Below are 21,048 nucleotides of genomic sequence, written 5' to 3' on the forward strand. Positions count from 1 at the left end.
ATTAAGGATATAATAAAACAAAGGGGCTGTCCCAAAAGTAAGATTACACTATCAAAGTGTTACTTTCTTTTGTCATTCTGAGTGTAACGAAGAATCTCAACTCTCAAAAGAAGATCCTTCACTCCGTTCAGGATGACAGAAAGAAATCAAAAATTACTTTTGGGACAGCCCCTTTGTTTTTATTTATATGTAAAATGATCGAAGATAAAATGGATAAGATAAATATGAATGTAAATCATGGAAAAACTAAAAATATTGTATCTTTAAATTCAAAAACGAAGCTACCGGCCTATGATTGAAATTAAACGAGTAACAAAGATAACCCCCGAAATTATCGATGCTTTTTCATTATTGATTCCCCAGTTGACAAATCAAAATCAGGTTCCTGACAGAAAGGACATGGAAACAATAATAGAATCAAAAAACACGTATTTGTTTATCGGCTGTAATCCCGGTATAGTCGGTACACTTACATTGGTTATAATGAAAACCCTTTCCGGATCCAAAGCATGGATAGAAGATGTTGTTGTAGACAGCAGCGCCCGTGGACAAAATATAGGGAAGGAGTTGGTTTGCCATGCAATAGATTATGCAAAAAAACTAAATGTCTCAAGTATAAACCTGACATCAGGGACTGACAGGATTGCAGCAAATAAATTGTATCAGAGTTTGGGGTTTATACAGCGGAATAGCAATTTATACCGCTTGTCTTTAGAATAGCAGGAAGGGCCGGATCACTGATCCGGCCCTTCTTTAAGAATAGTGTTATTTCACTTTCAATTCGTAAAGTTTGTTGTATCCGGTCGAGCTATCCCAAACACCGTTATTGGCGCATTGTATGCTAAATTCAGGCTTGGAATAGAGTGTTTCTGTCGGATCGGGTAAATTAAGGCAGACATTATATTTGCCACTTTGCATATCCGAAGGCAGTTCAACTTTTACATCCAGTTTTATTTCCTTGTCGGTAAACCAGAATCTCGGGTCTTCGTCCAGTTTGAATACTTTCTTTTGTTTCCCGTCAGTAGAGATCATCACAATTTCTACATTACGGGGATTGTAGGGGGCTGCCCATCCTATATTTTTAAGAGTTAAAGTCATTTCGTGTGTATTCCCTTTTGTTGTCTCCGGTTCATATTCAACCTTACTTAGAACTATCCGGTATCCCAACAGACGCTGAATTTCATCAAAACAACCATTGAGTTTCCAGTCTTCAATAACTTCTGTCCTGTAATCGATGTTGAGGTATGACCAATGGTATTTTCTGAAATTGATCATTGCATTCGTGCATTCTGCGTACGAAGATGGCGCGCAGGTCTCTCCTCCCATCGCATAATATCTGGATTCGTTTTCCCAGTACTTCCTGTGACTCATGTTCTTATTGAATGTGCCTGTGTCGTCGTCGTCGGCAAGAAAGCAATCGTTGTGTCCGGCAATCCGTGAACGGTCTGAGTAATTGTAGGCTTCTGCAATGGTGATGGAATCGGCATGTGTTATCCCCAAAATATTGATTTTAGCTTTGGGATAACGTATACATACCATTCTCTCTTTTGGCAGCGCTTTCAATAGGGCATCTAAAACCTGCTTACGGGGGGCGTATTCATTCTCTTTGGGTTCAAAAATATAGTTGTCGGTATAATACCATTCCCCCCATACACCGATGAATCCGGCCTGAAGAAAACTTATTACATCCATATATTCCTGAAAGATAGGGGTTAGTTGTTCAATATGATTTTTCGTTATTTCCCATGGAGCATCCCAGGGCTTATCGTTTTCGCTTTTGGTATACGAAAACCTTAATACAGCTTTGCCGCCTCCATCCCTCAGTGCCTGCATATTGGCTCTTATCCGTTGGAGATAGTCGTCTGATATTGGTTTGTTCCTGAAATCAGGCATATAGTAAATAGTATAGAACAAAGTGATGCTTTGGTCTTTTCTGTATGTCCTTACTTCATTGGCAGTTAATGTAGATGTTTCACCTGTGATAAATTCCTTGTAAGTATATAAACCCCTTTCAGGATTAGGGATATTTTCCTTTGATTCGGCAAAAGTTATTGTTTCTAGGTTTTTATTCACAGGCTTATCGGTATCCTCGGCGTGTCCTGAATCATCTCTTTTCCCGCAAGCTACAATCCCTATTGTTATAGCAAAAGCCAGTATTACAGTAATATATAGTTTTTTTTTCATTTTCGTTTTCATATTTAAAGGCATAATATTCTCTCCGGCAAGGTCTTATTATGATCTTGCCCATGTTCATTTTAGATAGTTGTGTGACTAAGTAGTTGGATTGTGAAAACTGTAACTACCCGGCTACTTAATTTTTTTAACTACTGATTCATATTTTTTACTTAGATTTTTCAAACCATAGAAGTCTGTCGATAGGAACCGTAATTGTATATACTTTCCCTCCTTTATATTTTTGGCCGAGATCATCTGTCCAATTTCCTTTAGGCAATTTTACCGTACGGGTATCATTTTCTGACATGATAGGAGCAACCAGATATTTATCTCCTAGCATATACTGGTCTTTACAATCTTCAAAACCTTCGTCAGGGAACATGTATTCCATATGCCTGGCTATCGGTTCGCCTGTTTTTGATGAATGCTGTGCCAGAGACAATATATAGTCACCTAATTCTTCGTGCCATTTGGCATACTTGAGACAAATATCCAGATGACTTTTATCGAGAATCCGCCATGGAGCTACCGAAAACTGCATCATAGGCATCATGGAATGAATCTGGCAGGAACGTACAATCAGCCGTTGATCAAATTTAGCAGGATCAACTCCCTGAAAACTTGAATACTCACCCCCGCCGATCATATCGGGACAGGCATACGCATAGCCAACTAATCCTGTTGCGACCATATCGGGTACTAACTTAGCCACATCTCTCCACGAATATTGTTTGTCACCCAGGCGCTGTACCAAAGCTTCGCCACCCAGTTTCCAGCAGGCACGGTATTCGTTATACGGGAATTCGAGTCCCAGCTTGGCCCACAGATATGTTTGTTCCGTGTCGAACGATTTATTGTCGTATACTCTTATGTCTTCTTCCAGATATCTTTCCTGGTCTCCTGCATCAAATTTAAATCCATCTATACCGTAATCCGATTGCATATTTTGTAATGTTTTCAACAGGTGGTTGTAGGCATCGGGGTTGCTTAAATCGTAGCATGCGCTCAAGCCGTTCCACCAATCCAGGATAGCAGGCCGGTCTTTATTCCGGTCTTTTACCAGATAGCCTTGATTTCTCAGGTATCTGTATTCTTGTGTGTCAGGAGAGACGAACGGACTTACCCACAGCATAACCTTGAAGCCCATCGCATGAAGCTGGTCGACCATTGCTTTCGGATCCGGAAACTTATCAGGTCTGAATTCAAAATTGCCATAGTATTTTTGCCAGTTATCGTCGATCATCAATACTCCCGGAGGAAATCCGTTGTCAATTAGATCTTTAGCGTACTTAAGAACGTCTTCCTGATTCTGATTATATATAAGTTCGATCCATGTATTATATTGAGGCTTAGAGAAAAATAAATCGGGAGGAAGAACTCCTGATGGCGGAAAATGCTTTTGAGAAGCACCCAGATAAGCGTCTTTCAATGTCTTTCCCGCTTCGACACAATCTATCGCTCCCTTTTGAGAAGATAATACGATCTTTTCATTTTTAAACTGGAAAGTAAACGGAGAATCGCTCCAGATATAGCGTCCTTTATTTGACACTAACAATGGAGACGTCTGATTATTAAAATCCTGTGTTCTAAGATCTACTTTATTTGTATTATTTTCGAATGGCATCATATAGCCTATCCCGGTCGCTCCTCCCCACCATTTTTCGCCGGGTAATAAGTCAATTTCCCTGGTTTCCTGGGCTATGAAGCTTATCGTGCAAATTAGTCCTATTAAATTAAGAATTACTTTTTTCATAAGGCATTATTTTGTTTAGATATTTTATTATTTTGTTTTAATATATTCTGATGGAGATACTCCAAATTGCTCTTTAAACGACCGGGTGAAATAGGACGGGCTTTCGAGCCCTACGATATAGCCCACCTCACTTACTGACATAGCAGTCGTTTTAAGTAATTCCGCCGCCCTGTCGAGCCGTATTTTACGGATATAGTTACCCAATGACATACCTGTCGTAGTCTTAATGGTTTCATATAATTTTGTCCTGTTCAAACCGAGCTCAAGACACAGGTGATCGACAGAAAAGTCCTTGTTCGTTAAATTAGCATTCACCAGCTCTGTCAGTTTATCAAACAGTTTGTCTTGTTTTTTCTCTATTATATTCTGCCTTATATTGTCAGCCGGCATCGACTTTTTGATTTGCTGGCTTTTCTTTAGCAGATTGCGGATGGTGGCCTTCAATAGATTGAAGTTGAAAGGTTTGGGTATGTATGCGTCCGCTCCGGTCTCTATTCCTTCTATCTGATGCTCAATCAATGCCTTTGCACTTAATAAGATCACTGGGATGAAGCCGGTGCGCAGAGACTCTTTCAGGGTTGTACATAGCTCGATGCCGCTTATTTTTGGCATCATGACATCCGAAATAACTATGTCGGGAAAATGGGTATTGCACTTATCCAAAGCATCCTGGCCATCTACAGCCATAATAACATTGTATTCTTTTACAAGGTATTCGCGTAATACCATAAGAATCTCGTAGTTGTCATCAGCTATCAGTATTGTAGGCTTTTCTTCGTTATGTATTGCCGTTGTTTCTGTTGCTTCTAAAGATTCATACTCAAGGGCATAATCTGATAGATATTCTTCTATGCTGAAATCAGATTCATCAGACTTTTCTTCCTTTGACAGATAGTTGTCGTTTAGCGGCAGGGCAATGGTAAATTCGGTGCCTTCATTTATTGTGCTGCTCACCACTATTCCTCCATGATGAAGTTCTACCAGCGATTTAACTAAAGAGAGCCCGATTCCGGAACCTGATTTATTGCTTGTGCTACCGTCCAGCCTTTGAAACCGGTCAAAAATCCGTGATAATGAATCTTTTTCAATTCCTATTCCCCTATCGCTGACAGAGACAATAAGCTGCTCTCCGCCCAGCATTGCAGATGTATTCCGGAAAGAATTCTTATGTTTAGGTTCGAACTTTTCAAAATCATTTACAGATACCTTTATATTTATTTCGCTTCCTGTTTTGGAGTAGAGTATACTGTTAGAAATTATATTTGACAGAATTTTACTGAAATGGCCCTGGTCCATCCACATTTTTATATCGGTGGCAGGTAAGTCTAACGTCATATTGATCTGAAGAGACTCTGCCCAGGCCTTAAATTCTTCATAGATGCATTGTATATATTCCGGGATAGAGATATAAGTCGCATTGATCTTTTCGACTTTTATATCAGAACGGTGGAAGTCCAGTAATTCATTTACAAGTTTCAGTAATTTTCCAGCGTTACGTTTTATTACATCAAGATATTTATCCGGGCCTATATGCTGGGTTTCCTCAATTTCGGTTATGGCCGAGTTGATCAGAGTCAGAGGTGTCCTGAATTCGTGTGAAACATCGGTAAAGAAGCGCATTTTCATCTCTATCATTTCTTCTTTCCGTTTTTCCTCTTCCCGCTGCATGGTAATAGTGTTCTTCATTTGTACCCATCTCAAAAAATACTTTATACCAACATAGGTCAATAGCACAAGTAAGAGAGCATATAATGCATAAGCCCACCATGTTCTCCAGAATGGAGGTTGAGAATAGATAGTCAGGGTATATTGTTTTCCGTTCCAGTTACCCCAGTTCCCTGCTTCTACCAGCAATTTATGTTTTCCATACGGGATTTTCTGATATGAAACTGTCGGGTTCTTCCCTGTTTCTATAAACCGCCAGTCATTGTCATACCCTTCCAGTTTATATCTATAGCGTATATGCTGTTTGAGGTCGAACAGTAAGGATGTGAAATCGACTGAAAAGTTATTGTCGGGATAATCTAGCGTTAAGTTTCCTGAATACTCTATATCGGAATTTATCAGTTCTCCGTTTATATATAATCTGGAGAAATAAATATGATATGAAGCTGTGTCTGCCGTTTGTGGCTTGGGAGTAAAATAATTAAATCCGTTTGCTCCTCCGAAGTAGAGGTTGCCTTCACTGTCCTTGCATGACGATGATGTCCCGAAAACTTCACTTTGCAGCCCGTCATTGGTATCAAAGACATTGAATCTTTTCAACTGGTCGTCAAAGCAGCTAAGGTAAAATCCACCGCACCACACATTGCCAAATTTATCCACCTCAACACTTTCCACATCATTTGATGTAGCTCCCGCTTCTTTTCCATAATTCGTGGCTACATAGTCATACGACCCGTCCGGATTGTCTTTTAAAATGACCTTATTCAGGCCGCTTCCCATTGTTCCGATCCAGTATATTGAATCATTCCCTTTATCGATAGGCCAGACATAGTTGCTGCTGAGGCTGTATTCGTAATTTTCACGGGCCAGATATTTTACAATCCGTTTTGGATTTCCCATCTCGTCAAATATCACCCTGTTAATACCCATGGCAGAGGTAACAATGAGCTCATTCTTCACAGTGTCCGAATAAATATTATGCAACTGGTTAGTAGATAGGCTATAAGGCTCGTGTGTGGAACTTGTGTAGACCTGCGTGTTTGCCCATTTGCCATTTACTTTTTCGAAGCATTGCAAGCCCGAATGAGTCGCGGCCCATAAACGGTTATATTTGTCGAATGTCAGCCAGAAAATATAACCTTCGTTTACCGTCCTGAGAGAAGCGGTTATACTTCTGCTTTTTTTATTTATTATCACCAGATCATTCTTTACAGCGGCATACACATTGTCTGCGTCGGACTGTATACTTGTTATACTGGGTAATAACTGGTCTGAAACACAATAATCAGGCTCTGTTTGTTTGCTTTTAACGTTGAATCTGCTCAGTCCCCCCTGTTTACTGCCGATATATACATGTCCGTCACTGCTGTAATGCATTGAGCTGATGAATTCTGAGTTAACTGTTTTCTGAGAGGGCAGAGGACTGTAATGAATCGTATTGAAGAAGCGTGATTCTATATTAGCATAGGAAATTCCGCCACCCCAGGTCGAAATCCACAGGTTATTGTTCCGGTCGATAAACATATTGTTCATGTCATTGCCTGCAGAACGAGGATTAAACGAGGAGTGTTTATGTTCTGTAAATTGCAAAGGATTACTGTTTTTGGAAACCTGTACAAGCACTTCATTCGACATGACCCATACATATTTATTGTCGACCCATAGTGATACAAGCTCGCTCTTCGTGTTTATTTCAAGCTGATTCAGCAATATGTATTTATTATTTTCTATCTGGTATTCTTTCAGGTCTTTCTCGTAGGTGATCCACAGGCGGGAGTCGTTGTAGCAAATATTCCGGACTCCTGTGCCTATATAATTATCGCCTCCTCCCGCAAAAACGAGCTCCCCGTTATTATTCCTTTTGTAAGCAGAGAGATACCCTCTTCCTGTGATCCATGCATTGCCTTTTTCGTCCAAAGCCAGTTTAGGATATAATTCGTCTGAAAGGAATTCGTAACTGTCGCCTATTTTCAGGGGTTCTATTTCCGGTTGCTTATGTTTTTTATCGATGGGATTTACTTTTACAAGCCTTATTTTATTGTCGGATATAAGCCATATCTGATTGTTGATGCCTGCTTTTATTGTTCTGACTTTCTGGTAAAAATCCTTATCCAGCTTATCATTGACAAGGAAGTCCACGTATTTTTTATTTTTTATATCGAAACAGGCCAATCCGGCTTCAGTAGCCAGCCAGAGATAATCGCCTGCGATCTGGATGCTGTGTATCCTGTTGTAATACACAGACTGTAATTTGCCATCTTCGTATTTATATGAATCTATAATATAACCATCGTAGCGGTTCAATCCTCTGTGAGTCCCAAACCAGATATATCCCAACGAATCTTGTGCTATACAGGTGACATTATTGTGGAGCAACCCATCATTCCGGCTTAAATGACGGAACAATAATTCGCCTTGCGCACTAAGGATCGTTGATCCGCATACGACAAACAAAATTGTTATTATTATTTTCTTAATGTACTTCATGTTAATTGAAATATTTTAATCAAAAGTACTAAGATATTAATTAACTGATAGATTCATAAAAGATTATAACGTTTCATATTGAAAAGAATTATTCGTCCTGTACAAAAAATACAGGACGAATAGTCCCTATTTATGGGTTGACAACTATTTCGACAGTGGAAAACTGCGTACTATAGTTGTATTCGTCTTTTCCGATATTTTTCAGGTCGTCCTTATAGCCATTGCCCGAATAGTTCTTGAAACTGGAATTATTCCCGATAGCCGTCACTGTGTATGTTCCCGGAGTCGTATAGGTATACTGATATGTAATGAGGCCGGAATTATCATTAACAGGTAACACATGAGCCGTAGAGAAAGGAACATAATCAATGCCTCCGTATGTGGCCGACTCGATAAAATAATCTCCTACATAGCCAACACTCCCACTTGCGGTAAACAGAATCTGTACATATGACAACTCAGTCATTGTTTTCCCTGTTCCGGTTTGCCATTCGGCAATTATCCGGGTAAGATCGACTGAATAGTCAGTATAGGCCAGATTTGGATTCCAGTAAATATCCCATACCGTATTATCACTGAATGTAATATCTGTATCTCCGGCGCCCTTCCCTCCCAGGCGTATTACAACGGGGAAGGTGGTAATATCGGGACGTTGTTCTCCTGAATAGATTTCTTCTAATTTATCCTTTTCAAACCTCATGCGGATAGTCAGGTTTTTATTTGTTCCCAACTTGGAATTGATATTAAAACGCAGTGCCTGATACCACCAGTCGGGATTTTTTGATACAACCTTAAGCGCATTTTTCTGAATGGTGGGATCAAGTACCACCTCTGCCTCCGAGCCAATCAGGCTCCATCCTCCGTTTGCATCCCTTACTTCCAGCAGGTTGTCTTTGACAGTTGCCGCTCCGGCTTCTGTTTCAGACAGATCGCAATTGTAAGGTACTACCGAAGGGTCGACAGGCCTGTAGTTATTATTCTGGATATCCTCCTCTGTCTTACCATTCAATAAGAATGATGCGCTTGTCTGATAGTCATACCCTTCGTCCCCGGTAAAAATAACTACGGACATCGCGTTATGTTTTATCGTAAAGGTTACAGGCTCACCCACACTAACCTGTAGTTTGTCTGCCTCTAAAGAGACCCGGGTGCTTTCCGCTTCTTCATCGCTACAAGAAATCATTGTGACTGCCGACAGCAGGATAATGAATTTAATATATTTTATTTTCAACATAATATTCAGATTTAATATTAGACAATTATCTGTTAGTAACCGGGATTCTGAGTTAAATTCTTATTGACATCCATCTCGCTCAGAGGGATAGGTAACAGCATATTCCGTGCTTTAATGTTTTCGGGAGCTGCCGAACTTGGAATGCTGCGTTCGCTGGTACTTATAAATGGATTGTACTGCCGCCATACCTGCATTTGCTGCACGAGTATTCCTCTTCTTACCAGATCGCACCATCTGTCAGTCGATTCTGCAACCAGTTCGCGTGCGCGCTCATTGAGTATTTCCGCTCTGAAAGCAGCATAATCGTCACCATAGTTGTTATAATCCCACACAGTCCTAACACCGTCATAAATATATCCATAGCCTCCCGGCTTCCAGTCAGCGACATGCGTATTGGTTTCTGTCAGATAATCGCTGATAAGCTGACGGGGAAGTGCATCCTCATGCATTATGCCTTTCGCAGCCATTCTGGCCCGTTTGCGCACCAGATTCACAGCATCGTATGCCGATTGCACAGAGGCTCCGCTCATATCGAAGCCGGCAGAAGAATTGTATGTTCCAGGGCCTTTATGTACCTCATTGTATGCTTCTGCATATATTAGCAGGACATCAGCATAACGCAGCAAAGGTTCATCCATACCGAAGTTAGTATAATTGTATGATGCCGGGTCAGACAGCGGATATCTTCTGAATTTGCCTACGCTCCATTGAACCCAATTGTCATTTTCTGTCGCTTCGCTCAGCTTTTGGTCGGCTCTGGTATCCCAATAGATTTTATAGTCCCATCCCCACAAAGTCCCATCATCCTGGATCTGTACTCTCGGGCAGTTCCATAAACGACGTACGGAGTCGGTCGGCTCGTAGATCATACGGTGATAGTCCGAACTGGATATATTATCCCACGATCCTCCCAGATTTTGATTGCCACGTATACCGAACATCATGCCTGTCCAAGTTCCTGTTTCATCGCCGGTCAATCCCTGTACTGTCCAAAGAACTTCATTCGGCGCTTTTTCCCGTGTCTTGGCATTGAATACATCGGGGTAATAGTCCACCAGGCTATAGCGCCCTCCACGGATTACTTCCTCCGCATATTCCAGTGCCTTTTCAAAGTTATCGGCGGCACTTCCGTAGATTTCTTTTCCATCACGTTGTGTGACACTTCCAATCCATAGATGAACTTTCGCTAAGAAACCACGACAGGCGTCTTTTGTCAATCTTCCGTACTGATAACCACTATTTGTATCATTTTTATCCATTGTTTTCTCGATGCAATACTCAAAGTCTTCTATGATCTGCTTGAAAACCTCACTTTGCGGACTGCGTGCGACTTCAAGGTTATTCAGTGATTTTGTTTCTTCCAGCACTAACGGAACATCGCCAAACCATCTGACAAGGTCGAAATATAAAAATGCCCTGATACCCCGTGCCTGTCCGACATATCTTTCCCAGTTGTTTATTTTTTCCTTATTGGCAGTTACGTTGTCTATTACAGAATTACAGTCTTTTATAACCGAATAATGCGATTGCCACATGCCGGCTATGTATGAATTATCTGCACCGTACGTAAAGTTACTCAAGCCACTGGCTTCATCCCAGCTTGCCCTTTTGAGCAGGTCGTTTGGAATCTGCTTCATATTGTATCCTGTGACTTTCGAGTCGGTCAGGTTCCTGTAAACGCCGTTGATAGCCTGACGGGCATCCTGTTCGCTGTTATAGAAATTTTCAGACGTCAATATTCCCTTTGGATCTTCTTCAAGAAAATCGGAACAGCTGCAAACAATCAGGGATATAAAAATTATTATTAATATGCTTAATTTATTCATGGTTTTTCTTTTTAATGTTTAAAATCCTAGTTCGATGGAGAAAGAGAAAGACCGTGGTTTTGGATATGGGCTCATATCAAGACCGGGAGCTAAACGTGCAACCGTTCCATAACCTGTATTTGCTTCGGGATCGAAACCCGAATAGCGTGTCCAGAGACAAAGATTGGTGCCTGTGGCTGCTACCCTTACATTGGATAGTCCCATTTTCTTCACAAAATTTGTTGGTAAATTATATCCTAAAGTCAGGGTTTGAAGCCTAAGGAAAGATCCGTCTTCAACAAGATCGCTTCTCATTACACTTTCGCCCCATGTTCCGGAACCATACAAAGGATAATTGTTTGTGGGATTGCTGGCCGACCAGACATCCTTGTATACATTCTTCATAATATTGTCTATACTGGCTGTCCCTACCAGATAGTAGGCATTACCATTGATAACATCGTTGCCATACGACCATCTGAAAAAGACATATAAATCGAATCCTTTATATGAGAAAGTATTGCCTATCCCTCCGGTATGCAGGGGATTTACATCTGCGATAGGCACTCGGTCGTTCGCATCTATTATGCCATCCTGATTAGTATCTACGACTTTTAGTTGCCCCAGCGCAAGATTCGGCCCCGGGTATCCGTTTATTATTTCATTTTCATTGTTGTATACTCCGTCTGATATATATCCGTAATAAATACCAACAGGCTGACCGACTCTTAATAATACATCGCTTGTTATCTTGGCATTGAGTCCCCTGTCATAGAATTGCTGATATTGATCTTTGTCGAGTGACAGGATTTTATTCTTGTAGAATGAGATATTAAAATCGGTAGACCATTTAAAATCTCCTGTCAGCCAGTTTGCGTTTATCGCAAAATCCACACCTTTGTTTTCCATCGATCCTGCGTTTTTCCAGGCTTGTGTATATCCGGAAGTAGAAGGTATATTGACTTGCAATAACATGTCGTCGATCCTTTTATAATAAAAGTCCGTTGTGAATGAGAACCTGTTATTCAGCACACCGAAATCGAGGCCGACATTATATTGCTTCTGACTTTCCCATTTCAGGTCATCGTTGACAACATTCGAAGGATAACGCCCTATTTCCACACTGTTTCCATTGACTACCACTTTATTGTTTGCCAGTTGTGCGAGTGATTGATATGAAGGGATCTGATTGTTTCCGGTCATCCCGAAACTAGTCCTCAGTCTCAGGTTAGAAATAAAATCGATTTCCTTGATGAATTCTTCTTCCGACGCACGCCAGGCAACACTCACCGCCGGAAAATATCCGTACTTATTATTTATCCCGAATTTTGAAGATCCGTCTATACGTAAAGAAGCGTTGAGGACGTATCTGTTGTCAAAGGTATATGTTCCGCGACTTATAAAAGAAGCTGTCTGATTGCCATCGTAAGTGTATTTAGGGGCGTATGTGACAAGTCCCTGGTCTATTCCCCAGATGCCCAGTGCTGTATCTTCAAAGTTGGTTGCTTTGTTGTATATATTCTTCATTGTCCACTTCGAAGCCTCGAAAGCACCCATCAGGGAGAAATAGTGTTTCTGTATATTTTTGGAATATTGCAGTCTGGCTTCATAGACCCAGCTGGCTTCTTCCCTGTTGGTAAGTTCCATCCGTCCTTTTTCCGATTGTCCATACCAGGTATCGGGTCCCCAGAATTTGCTTTGTCCGACTGTATATTTCCTGTAAGAAGCGCTTGTGCTGAAAGTCAGATCATCTAATATCTTGTAGTTAAAGTAAATGTTACCATTCAGTTCATTGTAAGTGTTTTTAATATCCACCTGTTCTATAGCCACAAGGGGACTCATTATATTTACATTGCTGTAATTCATAATGTCGGATAGTCCCGGATAGTATAAGAACGGCGATCTCTGTAATGCATTCAGCATGACACCTGTTTGCGACCAGTCATTGATAGGATTCTTATCTTTGGATGTTGAGTATGATAAATTGACGCCAACGTTTATTTTGGAACTTACCTCCTGACTCAGATTTACACGTGAGGTGAAGCGGTCGAAAGCCGAACGTTTTATGATACCTGTATTATTAAGATATCCCAGCGAAACCATGTAATTTGTTCCGTTACTGCCGCCCGACATACTTGTATTTACTTCATGCTTTCTTGCTGTCTGCGTAATTTCGTCCATCCATTTGTGTACGGAAGGATCGTTCCATCCTTTATTATCAATAACACCTTGCCAGAAATTAATCAGGTTCTCTCCATCGAAGGTGGCATAATTCAGCATCTTGGTAGCATATTCTTCAGGAGAAAGTACCTCTATCGAACTTTTAGGGCTTATGTCTAATCCTCCCGTGTAGCTTAATGAAAATTTAGGTTTAGCTGATGCTGCACCCCGTTTGGTGGTGATAATAACGACACCGTTAGAACCATTTGCCCCATATATGGCAGCGGCAGCGGCATCCTTCAGTATTTCCATCGAAGCAATGTCATTGGGATTGAGTCCCAGCAAAGGATTGTTTACGGTTTCTGTATCATCGTTTGTTATTCTTTGCGCAGGCATAGGAACACCGTCTATTACAAACAGGGGCTGAGTACCTCCGGTAATGGAGTTTACCCCCCTGATACGGAAAGTCATCCCGCTGGATAAGGAACCATCTGTTGGGATTATCTGCACCCCGCTGACTTTTCCCTGTAAGGCCTGAAGTGTTTGTGCCGAACCGCTTTGTGTAATATCCTTCATGTTAACGGAAGCTACGGCTGTTGATATATCACTCCTTCTCTGAGTTCCATACCCGACTACTACAATTTCGTCCATTTCTGTAACTACAGGCTCAAGAATAACTGTTAGGGGACGATTGTCGCTGACTGCTATTGTCTGAGGGTTATATCCTAAAAAATTAAAGACAAGGACATCCCCCTGTTTGGCAGCAATCTTAAAATTACCGTTATCATCAGCCATCGTTCCGGTAGAAGTATTCTTTATATTCACAGAGGCACCGGCAAGAGGTTCTCTTTTTTCATCCAAAACCTGCCCCGAAACATTAATTTGTTGTGCAAATGCAGCCATAAAGACCGGCATAATGAACAACATTATTAGTAGCATTTTCTTCATAATGTTATAGATATTAAAATTAACAATTACTATTTTACATATTAAGGTATTATAGCTAATTGTAAGAATACTTTACTTCTTATACTAAGATATATATCATTCCTTCAAATAGCTATAGTTTCAATCTTTTTGTTTGTAAATGAACTTTATTATTCTTCAATCGAGTTGACCTATTGTACATTTTCCTTGACCTGAGGGCTATTTAACATCGTTTTTGGGGAATGTATATTTTTTGTGTGGATCTCAGGAGAAAATTAGTATAGTAAATCCTAAAAGATAAGTATTGATTTTTAGGGTTCACTTGAATATACAAAGAAGATGAATTAAAATATATATTTGATTCCGAGCCCTTGCCCCAAAAGAAAAAACGACTGAAAAATCATTGCTGATAATCAGTCGCTTAATTAAATATTTTGTTGTCTCACAAGGATTCGAACCTTGACAGGCAGATCCAGAATCTGCAGTGCTACCATTACACCATGAGACAATATTACTTTTGACAGTGCAAAAGTAATAATTTTTTTATTTTGCAATCAATAGGAAGTAGTTTTTCTTTCCTTTTTGTGCAATAATATATTTCCCGGCTATCAGAGAAGAATTATCAATAGTGTCGTCAAAGCCTTCCAGCTTTGTTTTGTTTATCATTACTCCTCCGGCCTGAACTGTTTTGCGCATCTCTCCTTTCGATGGAAAAACCTGTGCTTTTTCTGTAAGCAGATCCACGGCCTTAATTCCCGCAGACAACTCATCCTTAGAAATATCAAAAGCAGGGACACCTTCAAATACTTGCAGGAATGTTTCCTCATCCAGTCTCTTGAATGCATCGGCAGTCGCATTCCCAAAAAGAATATTTGATGCTTCAACAGCCAGCTCGAAGTCTTCTTCGGAGTGAACCATCACTGTCACCTCTTTCGCCAAACGCTTTTGTAACGGGCGAAGGTGAGGCGCGGCTTTTTGTTCTTCAACTAAAGCTTCGATCTCATCCTTGCTGAGTGCTGTAAATATCTTTATATATTTTTCTGCGTCTTCATCGCTTACATTCAGCCAGAACTGGTAGAATTTGTAAGGAGAAGTATATTTTCTGTCGAGCCATACATTACCCGATTCGGTTTTACCGAATTTTGTACCGTCAGCTTTTTTAATCAATGGACAAACCAAAGCAAAGGCTTCGCCTCCTGCCGCGCGGCGGATAAGTTCCGTTCCGGTGGTAATATTGCCCCATTGGTCAGAGCCTCCCATCTGTATGCGAACACCTTGTGTCTGATATAAGTGGAGATAATCGTAAGCCTGCATCAGTTGATATGAAAACTCTGTAAACGACATCCCTTCCGAGGCTTCTCCGTTCAGACGTTTCTTTACGGATTCCTTAGCCATCATATAATTCACAGTGATGTGTTTACCTACGTCGCGGATAAAACTCAGGAATGAGAAATCCTTCATCCAGTCGTAGTTGTTTACCAACAGAGCCGCATTGGGTTTATCAGACTCGAAATCGAGAAACTTTGCAAGTTGTTTCTTTATCGATTCCTGATTGTGGCGAAGCGTAGCTTCATCTAACAGATTACGTTCGGCCGACTTCATCGAAGGATCGCCGATCATTCCTGTTGCACCACCGACAAGGGCGATAGGGCGATGTCCTGCACGCTGGAAATGCTTCAGTATCATTACGCTCACAAGGTGGCCAATGTGAAGCGAATCGGCTGTGGGGTCGATGCCCACATATCCCGAGGTCAGTTCCTTTTGCAGTTGTTCTTCCGTACCCGGCATGATTTCCTGAATCATACCCCTCCATCTTAGTTCTTCAACAAAATTCATCGAATTGATTTATTAATACAACGTAACTTAAAATAGTCAGGGTGCAAAAGTACGACCTTATTTCGAAAAGAAAAAAAGTTACAGGCTTTTTATACGAATTTATCTGATAGTTAGTCTTGTAATAATTTATTGTAACTTTATCCGTTAATTTCTTTCTCCAGATTTGTGATGTATTCTTCCAGATGTTTGATCTTTTCTATTGTATCTTTTATTTCTTGTTTATCTGGTTCGGGCTTTGTTTTCTCATTTTCCAGATAGGCGTTTATACTTACTTTGTATAGCCTGAAATATTTCAACGCTTCTGCATTGTTTCTAAGCCTCTTTACATAAATGTCACCTATAGTGTAATATAAATTCATCTTTTGATTATCTGTCCCGTACTGGATAGCGGTAGCATAATTATCTGCCGACTCCTGATATTGGTCCGTTTTTGAATAAGCCTGAGCCAAATTCCTGTAATAAAGGTATAATGTAAGATCCGGAGGAATAGTCCGGTCCAGTAACTTATGAAAATAAGTTATGGCTCTTTCAGGTTCAGCCATTTCGCTGCAAGAGACAGCAAGGCAATACAATACATTATTGTTTGTTGTGTCTTGTCTGTATGCTATATCCAGAAATTCCATAGCCTTAAAACTTTCCTTTAATGAGTAATAACATAATCCTAAACTGCGGTTTACAATTACAGAAGTATCTCCGGCCGCATGGCATTTCAGAAGGCGGGGAATGGCTTCTTCATATAAGTCGGACATGTAATAACTCAGGGCATTCAGCAGGTTTATCTGTTTATCGGTAGAATCTCTTTGCATGTAAATGTCGGAAAGCAGCCTGCCATTACCATACTGTTCTTTTTTGAGATTCAGGTTTATGAGATTTGCTGCCGAAAAGCTGTCCGTCGAATCGGTTTCCCATGCAAGGCTGTAATAATGTATTGCACTATCCGGTTCATTTATTTTTTCGAAACATTGGGCAGATCGCTTTATCATATTCTTCAATCCGTCACGGCTGTGTATCGTTTGGTAAAGTTCCAGTGCTTTTTTAAAACTACCCTGTTGATATAACAACTCTGCCTTTTGTACTTTAAAATATGAGTTTGTTGAGTCCATGCATATCAGCGAATCGTAGCAATTTATGCTTTCATCTAATTTTCCTGCATTCGCATAACAAGTGGCCAGATCGGCTTTAAGCCGGATGTCATCAGCATGTTCAGCCGATAATTCCCTCAATATTTCAATCGCATCTTTATAATTACCCAATGCTTTATAACAAAAGGCCTTCCGTTCCATAATCTCTTTTGTAGGTTCTTGTGTATCTATATATTCCAGCGCTTTTTGATACTGGAAATTATTAATATAGGACAGCAATTCGCTATCGGCCTGTTGTGAATAGAGAAAGGACGTAATACTGGAAAGGAGAATGAGAAATATGAAAGGCTTTTTCATCTATACGCATTTTAGTTTAAAGAGGACGATTCATTAATAATCAATGTATTAATAATAAAAAATCGTCCTCTTTTGTAAAAAAGTAATGTTTAGTGAATCCTGCCTACGATTGAGGCATATTTTCTTTGGGCTCATCTTTTTTCAGCCTGTAAACGATAGGTAATGTAAAATACACAGGAACGTCCTGTCCATTTTGTTTACCCGGAGTCCAGTTGGGCATAGCTTTGATGACTCTCGCAGCTTCTGCATCAGCTTCGGGAGAAATTCCTCTTATAATATTTACATCACTAATGCTTCCATCAGCACCTACAATAAAACGGATAGTTACACGCCCCTGCACACCTGCTTTTTGCGCTTCTTCCGGATATTTAAGGTTATTGCCTATATATTCCTGCATTGCTTTTTCTCCTCCCGGGAACATTGGCATTTGTTCAACAGTTATAAATGGTTTACTATTGTCACTCATTGATGTGGCATTAGCCTTTTCTTTAGAACCATATCCCACTACTACAACTTCATCTTTATTTCCTGATGAAGCAGTATTATTTTTACTTCCTTTTAATTTAAAGACGACAGGCAATGTGAAATATACATCGACCGCTTTTCCATCTTGCTTGCCCGGAGTCCAGTCAGGCATAGCCTTAATTACCCGGATAGCTTCTTCATCTAGCAAAGCATTTGTTTTTCTTACTGTGACTACATCAGCTATTTCGCCGGTACTCTTTACAATAAAACGTACAACAACGCGTCCTTCCGCTTTGTCTTTTTGTGCTTCTGCCGGATATTTCAGGTTCGATGCAATGAACTTATGCATTTCACTCTCTCCACCCGGATATTCAGGCATTTCTTCAACAACAGTATATACGTCTCCTTTCTTTTGTGGAACCTGATTCCCGTCAAAAGTAGTTTCTTCTGTAATAATATTTATCAGATCGGTAGATGAAGCCTGTACTGCATTTCCCAGCAGCAGAGCCGAACCTATCGGTATTGCCAGCAAGTATTTTACAGCCTTGGCTATAGATGTTTTCCTTTTATTCATCATGGTAATTCGTTTTTTTAACTGTGAAACATTGAAATTATTGATAAGTGGTATACCGGTACTTTTATTCGAAACTTGTAATAATATATATTGGTATTCTTTGCTGTCGAAGCCGGCGATTAATACGCCTTCATCGGCAAGATATTCCAGGTTTATTTTCATCTCTTTTTTTATCAGCCAGGCAAAAGGATTCCACCAGAAACAGATACACAATATTTCGGATAAGATAACATCTATAGAATGGTACTGTCTGGCATGTATTTGTTCATGAGTTATAATTTCGCCTAATTCATGCTGGTTATATCTGCCTGAGTTGACAAAAATCCATTTAAAGAAAGAGAACGGAGATGTTTCTTTATCCTTTATTTTTACAATATGGCAGTTTTGCAGATCTTCAGTTTCGCTGTTTGTCCTTAATCTGAAAATACTGAACAGTTGTGCGAGGAAGCGTAAGGCAAACAATATGGATACAATAATAATGAGAATGATTATCACATCCCATATACCGACAGGTTTTTCGGTAATGCTGTCTGTGGCGGTAACCCCCAGTTCAAAATCGGAAAGCCAGTAACCGGGTATCTGCATGGCAGCATCTGTATTATTCGAGAGTTCCAGTTTTACAAAGGGAAAAACAACAGAAAAAAGGATGGCGAACAGAAAGAAAAATCTTCTTATTTTCAGGAATGTATCGTTCCTGAGGCAAAACATATATAGCATATAGAACATGGCAAGTGCGACAGAAACTTTTATCTGATATATAAAAAATATATTATCCATGGCGCGATGAGTTTTTGATTAAGTAACAAAAGGTTTTTAATGATATGTTTTTGAATCATAATCAACTTTAGTTGTTATGCTTACAAAACAATAAAAAGGTCTGCGACCTTATTGTTTTCCTTTTTCTATCATTTCCATTATTTCCTTCAGTTCTTTAGGAGAAATTTTCTCTTCTTTCACGAAGAAGGAAACCAATTCTTTATAGGAGTTCTCAAAATAACTCCTGACAACGTCCGACATAAATACTTTTTTGTATTCCTCTTCTTTTATCTTTGGGGAATATACCCATACATTTCCGTATTTCTTTGCATTCAGGTAGCCTTTTTGCTCCAGATTGCGTACTATGGAGGCCACAGTAGTATATGGAGGTTTAGGATCATCCATCTTGTTTACGATGTCTTTCACTACGCATTCTTCCAATTGCCATATATTTATCATAACCGATTCTTCCTGATGGGTAAGTTTTTCCATGTTATTATATTTTGGTATATCTACGAAATTTTCGTAAATATACATAAAGGTTTTCTAATAATTCAAATAATTATAAATATTTTTTGAAAAATTTATTGTGGATACTGAGCCGGATCTTCTTTGTCAGTTACTGGTATAAGTTTTGTTTTGTCGGATATCTCAAATGTATTTCTATCGTTTTCCTTGATCACAAACACTGTGTCAAACCTGACTACACTATTATAATCAGAGAATAAATAGAGTTCTTTAACTGTATTTCCTGACATCCACAGTTCTTCCGAATAGGTGTCTTTATATAAATCACCCATCTCTTTTATTTTAATAAACTTACTGTCTTTTTTATATCCGATCACACAATTGGGTAAGGTTATATCTGCCGGTTGATAAAAAACGATGCTTGATACAATTTCCTTAGGGTCGTCATCTGAACCACAAGACAAAACAAATACAGCTAAGAGAGCTAAAGTCAATATTTTTTTCATAAGTAATAAGATTTTATAGATTTATATTACTGGGAATTCATTGGTAAAACTTTATTCTTCGGTATCGTCGCTACAAACTCTTTCAGATAGAAAGGTTCGAAATATGCAGTGTCGACAAACGATTTGTTTCTGTAAGCTTCTTCTGCCAGCCCGGTCATATCCTCTGCCAGCGGATGTATACTATCCAGGAAAAGAGCGTTAGGGTGATGCAAGACAGCTTTACATTTTTCTGCCCCATTGCCGAAAAACAGGATTTTTTTCTCTTTGAGATATTCGCCAAAGGAGCTTTCGTCGATAATATCGGCCGAAACAGGTTTTATCTCTTCCAGTTTATTATTATATAAAGTGTCATATACTTCCATTCTGCGGGCGTCTATCATCGGGCAGAGCAAAGTGTCGTCATCTATAGTTTTATTGTTAACTATCCCGTAAGCCAATACTTTCAGGGTATTTATTGCAATGAGCGGAATATTCAGTCCATAGCAAAGTCCTTTTGCCTCCGACACCCCGATGCGAAGCCCGGTATACGATCCCGGACCACAACTGACAGCAACTGCATTCAGTCTGATGTTTTTCGAATTGATGAATTTTATGGCTTCATCTACAAACTGTCCAAGTACTACTGCGTGAGACGGGCCTTCGGTTTCTTTTTTACTGAAAATTATTTCGTTGTTGTTTGATACAGCTACTGAACATACTTCAGTGGCAGTTTCTATATAAAGGATGCAAGACATTTATTTCTATTTTTATTATGGAGTAAAAGTACATATTTTATTGCAAATTTTATTGCAAAATATT

At 39.7% G+C, this 21,048-nt stretch carries 13 protein-coding genes and 1 tRNA gene; 1 reads left to right on the forward strand and 13 read right to left on the reverse strand.

Going from position 1 to position 21,048, the window contains the following annotated elements:
* The first annotated feature begins 291 nt into the window (after positions 1 to 291).
* Positions 292 to 720 (forward strand): GNAT family N-acetyltransferase, encoded by a 429-nt coding sequence (locus GGR21_RS14740; RefSeq protein WP_183307993.1) that lies wholly within the window; start codon positions 292 to 294, stop codon positions 718 to 720.
* 45 nt (positions 721 to 765) lie between these two features.
* Here the strand turns inward: GGR21_RS14740 and GGR21_RS14745 are convergent, their stop codons facing one another.
* The 13 genes from GGR21_RS14745 to tsaB form a co-directional block, all read right to left on the reverse strand.
* A complete protein-coding gene (locus GGR21_RS14745) occupies positions 766 to 2,184 on the reverse strand; it encodes a DUF4832 domain-containing protein (RefSeq protein WP_183307994.1) in 1,419 nt (472 codons plus the stop codon).
* Positions 2,185 to 2,341: 157 nt separating this feature from the next.
* A complete protein-coding gene (locus GGR21_RS14750; protein WP_183307995.1) occupies positions 2,342 to 3,928 on the reverse strand; it encodes a glycoside hydrolase family 31 protein in 1,587 nt (528 codons plus the stop codon).
* Positions 3,929 to 3,955: 27 nt separating this feature from the next.
* Positions 3,956 to 8,080: a hybrid sensor histidine kinase/response regulator transcription factor gene (locus GGR21_RS14755; protein ID WP_183307996.1), complete on the reverse strand. Its 4,125-nt coding sequence runs from the start codon at positions 8,078 to 8,080 to the stop codon at positions 3,956 to 3,958.
* A 130-nt stretch (positions 8,081 to 8,210) separates the two neighbouring features.
* Positions 8,211 to 9,314 (reverse strand): DUF5017 domain-containing protein, encoded by a 1,104-nt coding sequence (locus GGR21_RS14760; protein ID WP_246348086.1) that lies wholly within the window; start codon positions 9,312 to 9,314, stop codon positions 8,211 to 8,213.
* 32 nt (positions 9,315 to 9,346) lie between these two features.
* Entirely contained in the window at positions 9,347 to 11,140 is a 1,794-nt protein-coding gene (locus tag GGR21_RS14765; RefSeq protein WP_183307997.1) for a RagB/SusD family nutrient uptake outer membrane protein, read from the reverse strand.
* Between the two features lie 18 nt (positions 11,141 to 11,158).
* Positions 11,159 to 14,227 (reverse strand): SusC/RagA family TonB-linked outer membrane protein, encoded by a 3,069-nt coding sequence (locus tag GGR21_RS14770; RefSeq protein WP_183307998.1) that lies wholly within the window; start codon positions 14,225 to 14,227, stop codon positions 11,159 to 11,161.
* A gap of 416 nt (positions 14,228 to 14,643) precedes the next feature.
* Positions 14,644 to 14,714 (reverse strand) — tRNA-Gln (locus tag GGR21_RS14775).
* A gap of 35 nt (positions 14,715 to 14,749) precedes the next feature.
* Entirely contained in the window at positions 14,750 to 16,042 is a 1,293-nt protein-coding gene (gene tyrS / locus GGR21_RS14780; RefSeq protein ID WP_183307999.1) for a tyrosine--tRNA ligase, read from the reverse strand.
* Between the two features lie 137 nt (positions 16,043 to 16,179).
* Positions 16,180 to 17,481, reverse strand: coding sequence for a tetratricopeptide repeat protein (locus GGR21_RS14785; protein ID WP_183308000.1), 1,302 nt, complete (start codon positions 17,479 to 17,481; stop codon positions 16,180 to 16,182).
* A gap of 103 nt (positions 17,482 to 17,584) precedes the next feature.
* Positions 17,585 to 19,297: a M56 family metallopeptidase gene (locus tag GGR21_RS14790; protein ID WP_183308001.1), complete on the reverse strand. Its 1,713-nt coding sequence runs from the start codon at positions 19,295 to 19,297 to the stop codon at positions 17,585 to 17,587.
* Between the two features lie 108 nt (positions 19,298 to 19,405).
* Positions 19,406 to 19,768, reverse strand: coding sequence for a BlaI/MecI/CopY family transcriptional regulator (locus tag GGR21_RS14795; RefSeq protein WP_183308002.1), 363 nt, complete (start codon positions 19,766 to 19,768; stop codon positions 19,406 to 19,408).
* Between the two features lie 92 nt (positions 19,769 to 19,860).
* Positions 19,861 to 20,250 (reverse strand): hypothetical protein, encoded by a 390-nt coding sequence (locus GGR21_RS14800; RefSeq protein WP_183308003.1) that lies wholly within the window; start codon positions 20,248 to 20,250, stop codon positions 19,861 to 19,863.
* 26 nt (positions 20,251 to 20,276) lie between these two features.
* The gene (tsaB, locus tag GGR21_RS14805; protein ID WP_183308004.1) at positions 20,277 to 20,984 is read right to left on the reverse strand and encodes a tRNA (adenosine(37)-N6)-threonylcarbamoyltransferase complex dimerization subunit type 1 TsaB; all 708 of its coding nucleotides are present in this window, start codon (positions 20,982 to 20,984) and stop codon (positions 20,277 to 20,279) included.
* Positions 20,985 to 21,048: the final 64 nt, after the last annotated feature.

It is taken from the genome of Dysgonomonas hofstadii, assembly GCF_014196915.1.
Taxonomy (GTDB): Bacteria; Bacteroidota; Bacteroidia; order Bacteroidales; family Dysgonomonadaceae; genus Dysgonomonas; species Dysgonomonas hofstadii.

What these genes read in the sequence shown, in the direction of transcription:
- GGR21_RS14740 (WP_183307993.1), top strand. Translation starts at nt 292, where the DNA reads ATGATTGAAATTAAACGAGTAACAAAGATAACCCCCGAAATTATCGAT.
- GGR21_RS14745 (WP_183307994.1), bottom strand. Translation starts at nt 2,184, where the DNA reads ATGAAAAAAAAACTATATATTACTGTAATACTGGCTTTTGCTATAACA.
- GGR21_RS14750 (WP_183307995.1), bottom strand. Translation starts at nt 3,928, where the DNA reads ATGAAAAAAGTAATTCTTAATTTAATAGGACTAATTTGCACGATAAGC.
- GGR21_RS14755 (WP_183307996.1), bottom strand. Translation starts at nt 8,080, where the DNA reads ATGAAGTACATTAAGAAAATAATAATAACAATTTTGTTTGTCGTATGC.
- GGR21_RS14760 (WP_246348086.1), bottom strand. Translation starts at nt 9,314, where the DNA reads ATGTTGAAAATAAAATATATTAAATTCATTATCCTGCTGTCGGCAGTC.
- GGR21_RS14765 (WP_183307997.1), bottom strand. Translation starts at nt 11,140, where the DNA reads ATGAATAAATTAAGCATATTAATAATAATTTTTATATCCCTGATTGTT.
- GGR21_RS14770 (WP_183307998.1), bottom strand. Translation starts at nt 14,227, where the DNA reads ATGAAGAAAATGCTACTAATAATGTTGTTCATTATGCCGGTCTTTATG.
- tyrS (WP_183307999.1), bottom strand. Translation starts at nt 16,042, where the DNA reads ATGAATTTTGTTGAAGAACTAAGATGGAGGGGTATGATTCAGGAAATC.
- GGR21_RS14785 (WP_183308000.1), bottom strand. Translation starts at nt 17,481, where the DNA reads ATGAAAAAGCCTTTCATATTTCTCATTCTCCTTTCCAGTATTACGTCC.
- GGR21_RS14790 (WP_183308001.1), bottom strand. Translation starts at nt 19,297, where the DNA reads ATGGATAATATATTTTTTATATATCAGATAAAAGTTTCTGTCGCACTT.
- GGR21_RS14795 (WP_183308002.1), bottom strand. Translation starts at nt 19,768, where the DNA reads ATGGAAAAACTTACCCATCAGGAAGAATCGGTTATGATAAATATATGG.
- GGR21_RS14800 (WP_183308003.1), bottom strand. Translation starts at nt 20,250, where the DNA reads ATGAAAAAAATATTGACTTTAGCTCTCTTAGCTGTATTTGTTTTGTCT.
- tsaB (WP_183308004.1), bottom strand. Translation starts at nt 20,984, where the DNA reads ATGTCTTGCATCCTTTATATAGAAACTGCCACTGAAGTATGTTCAGTA.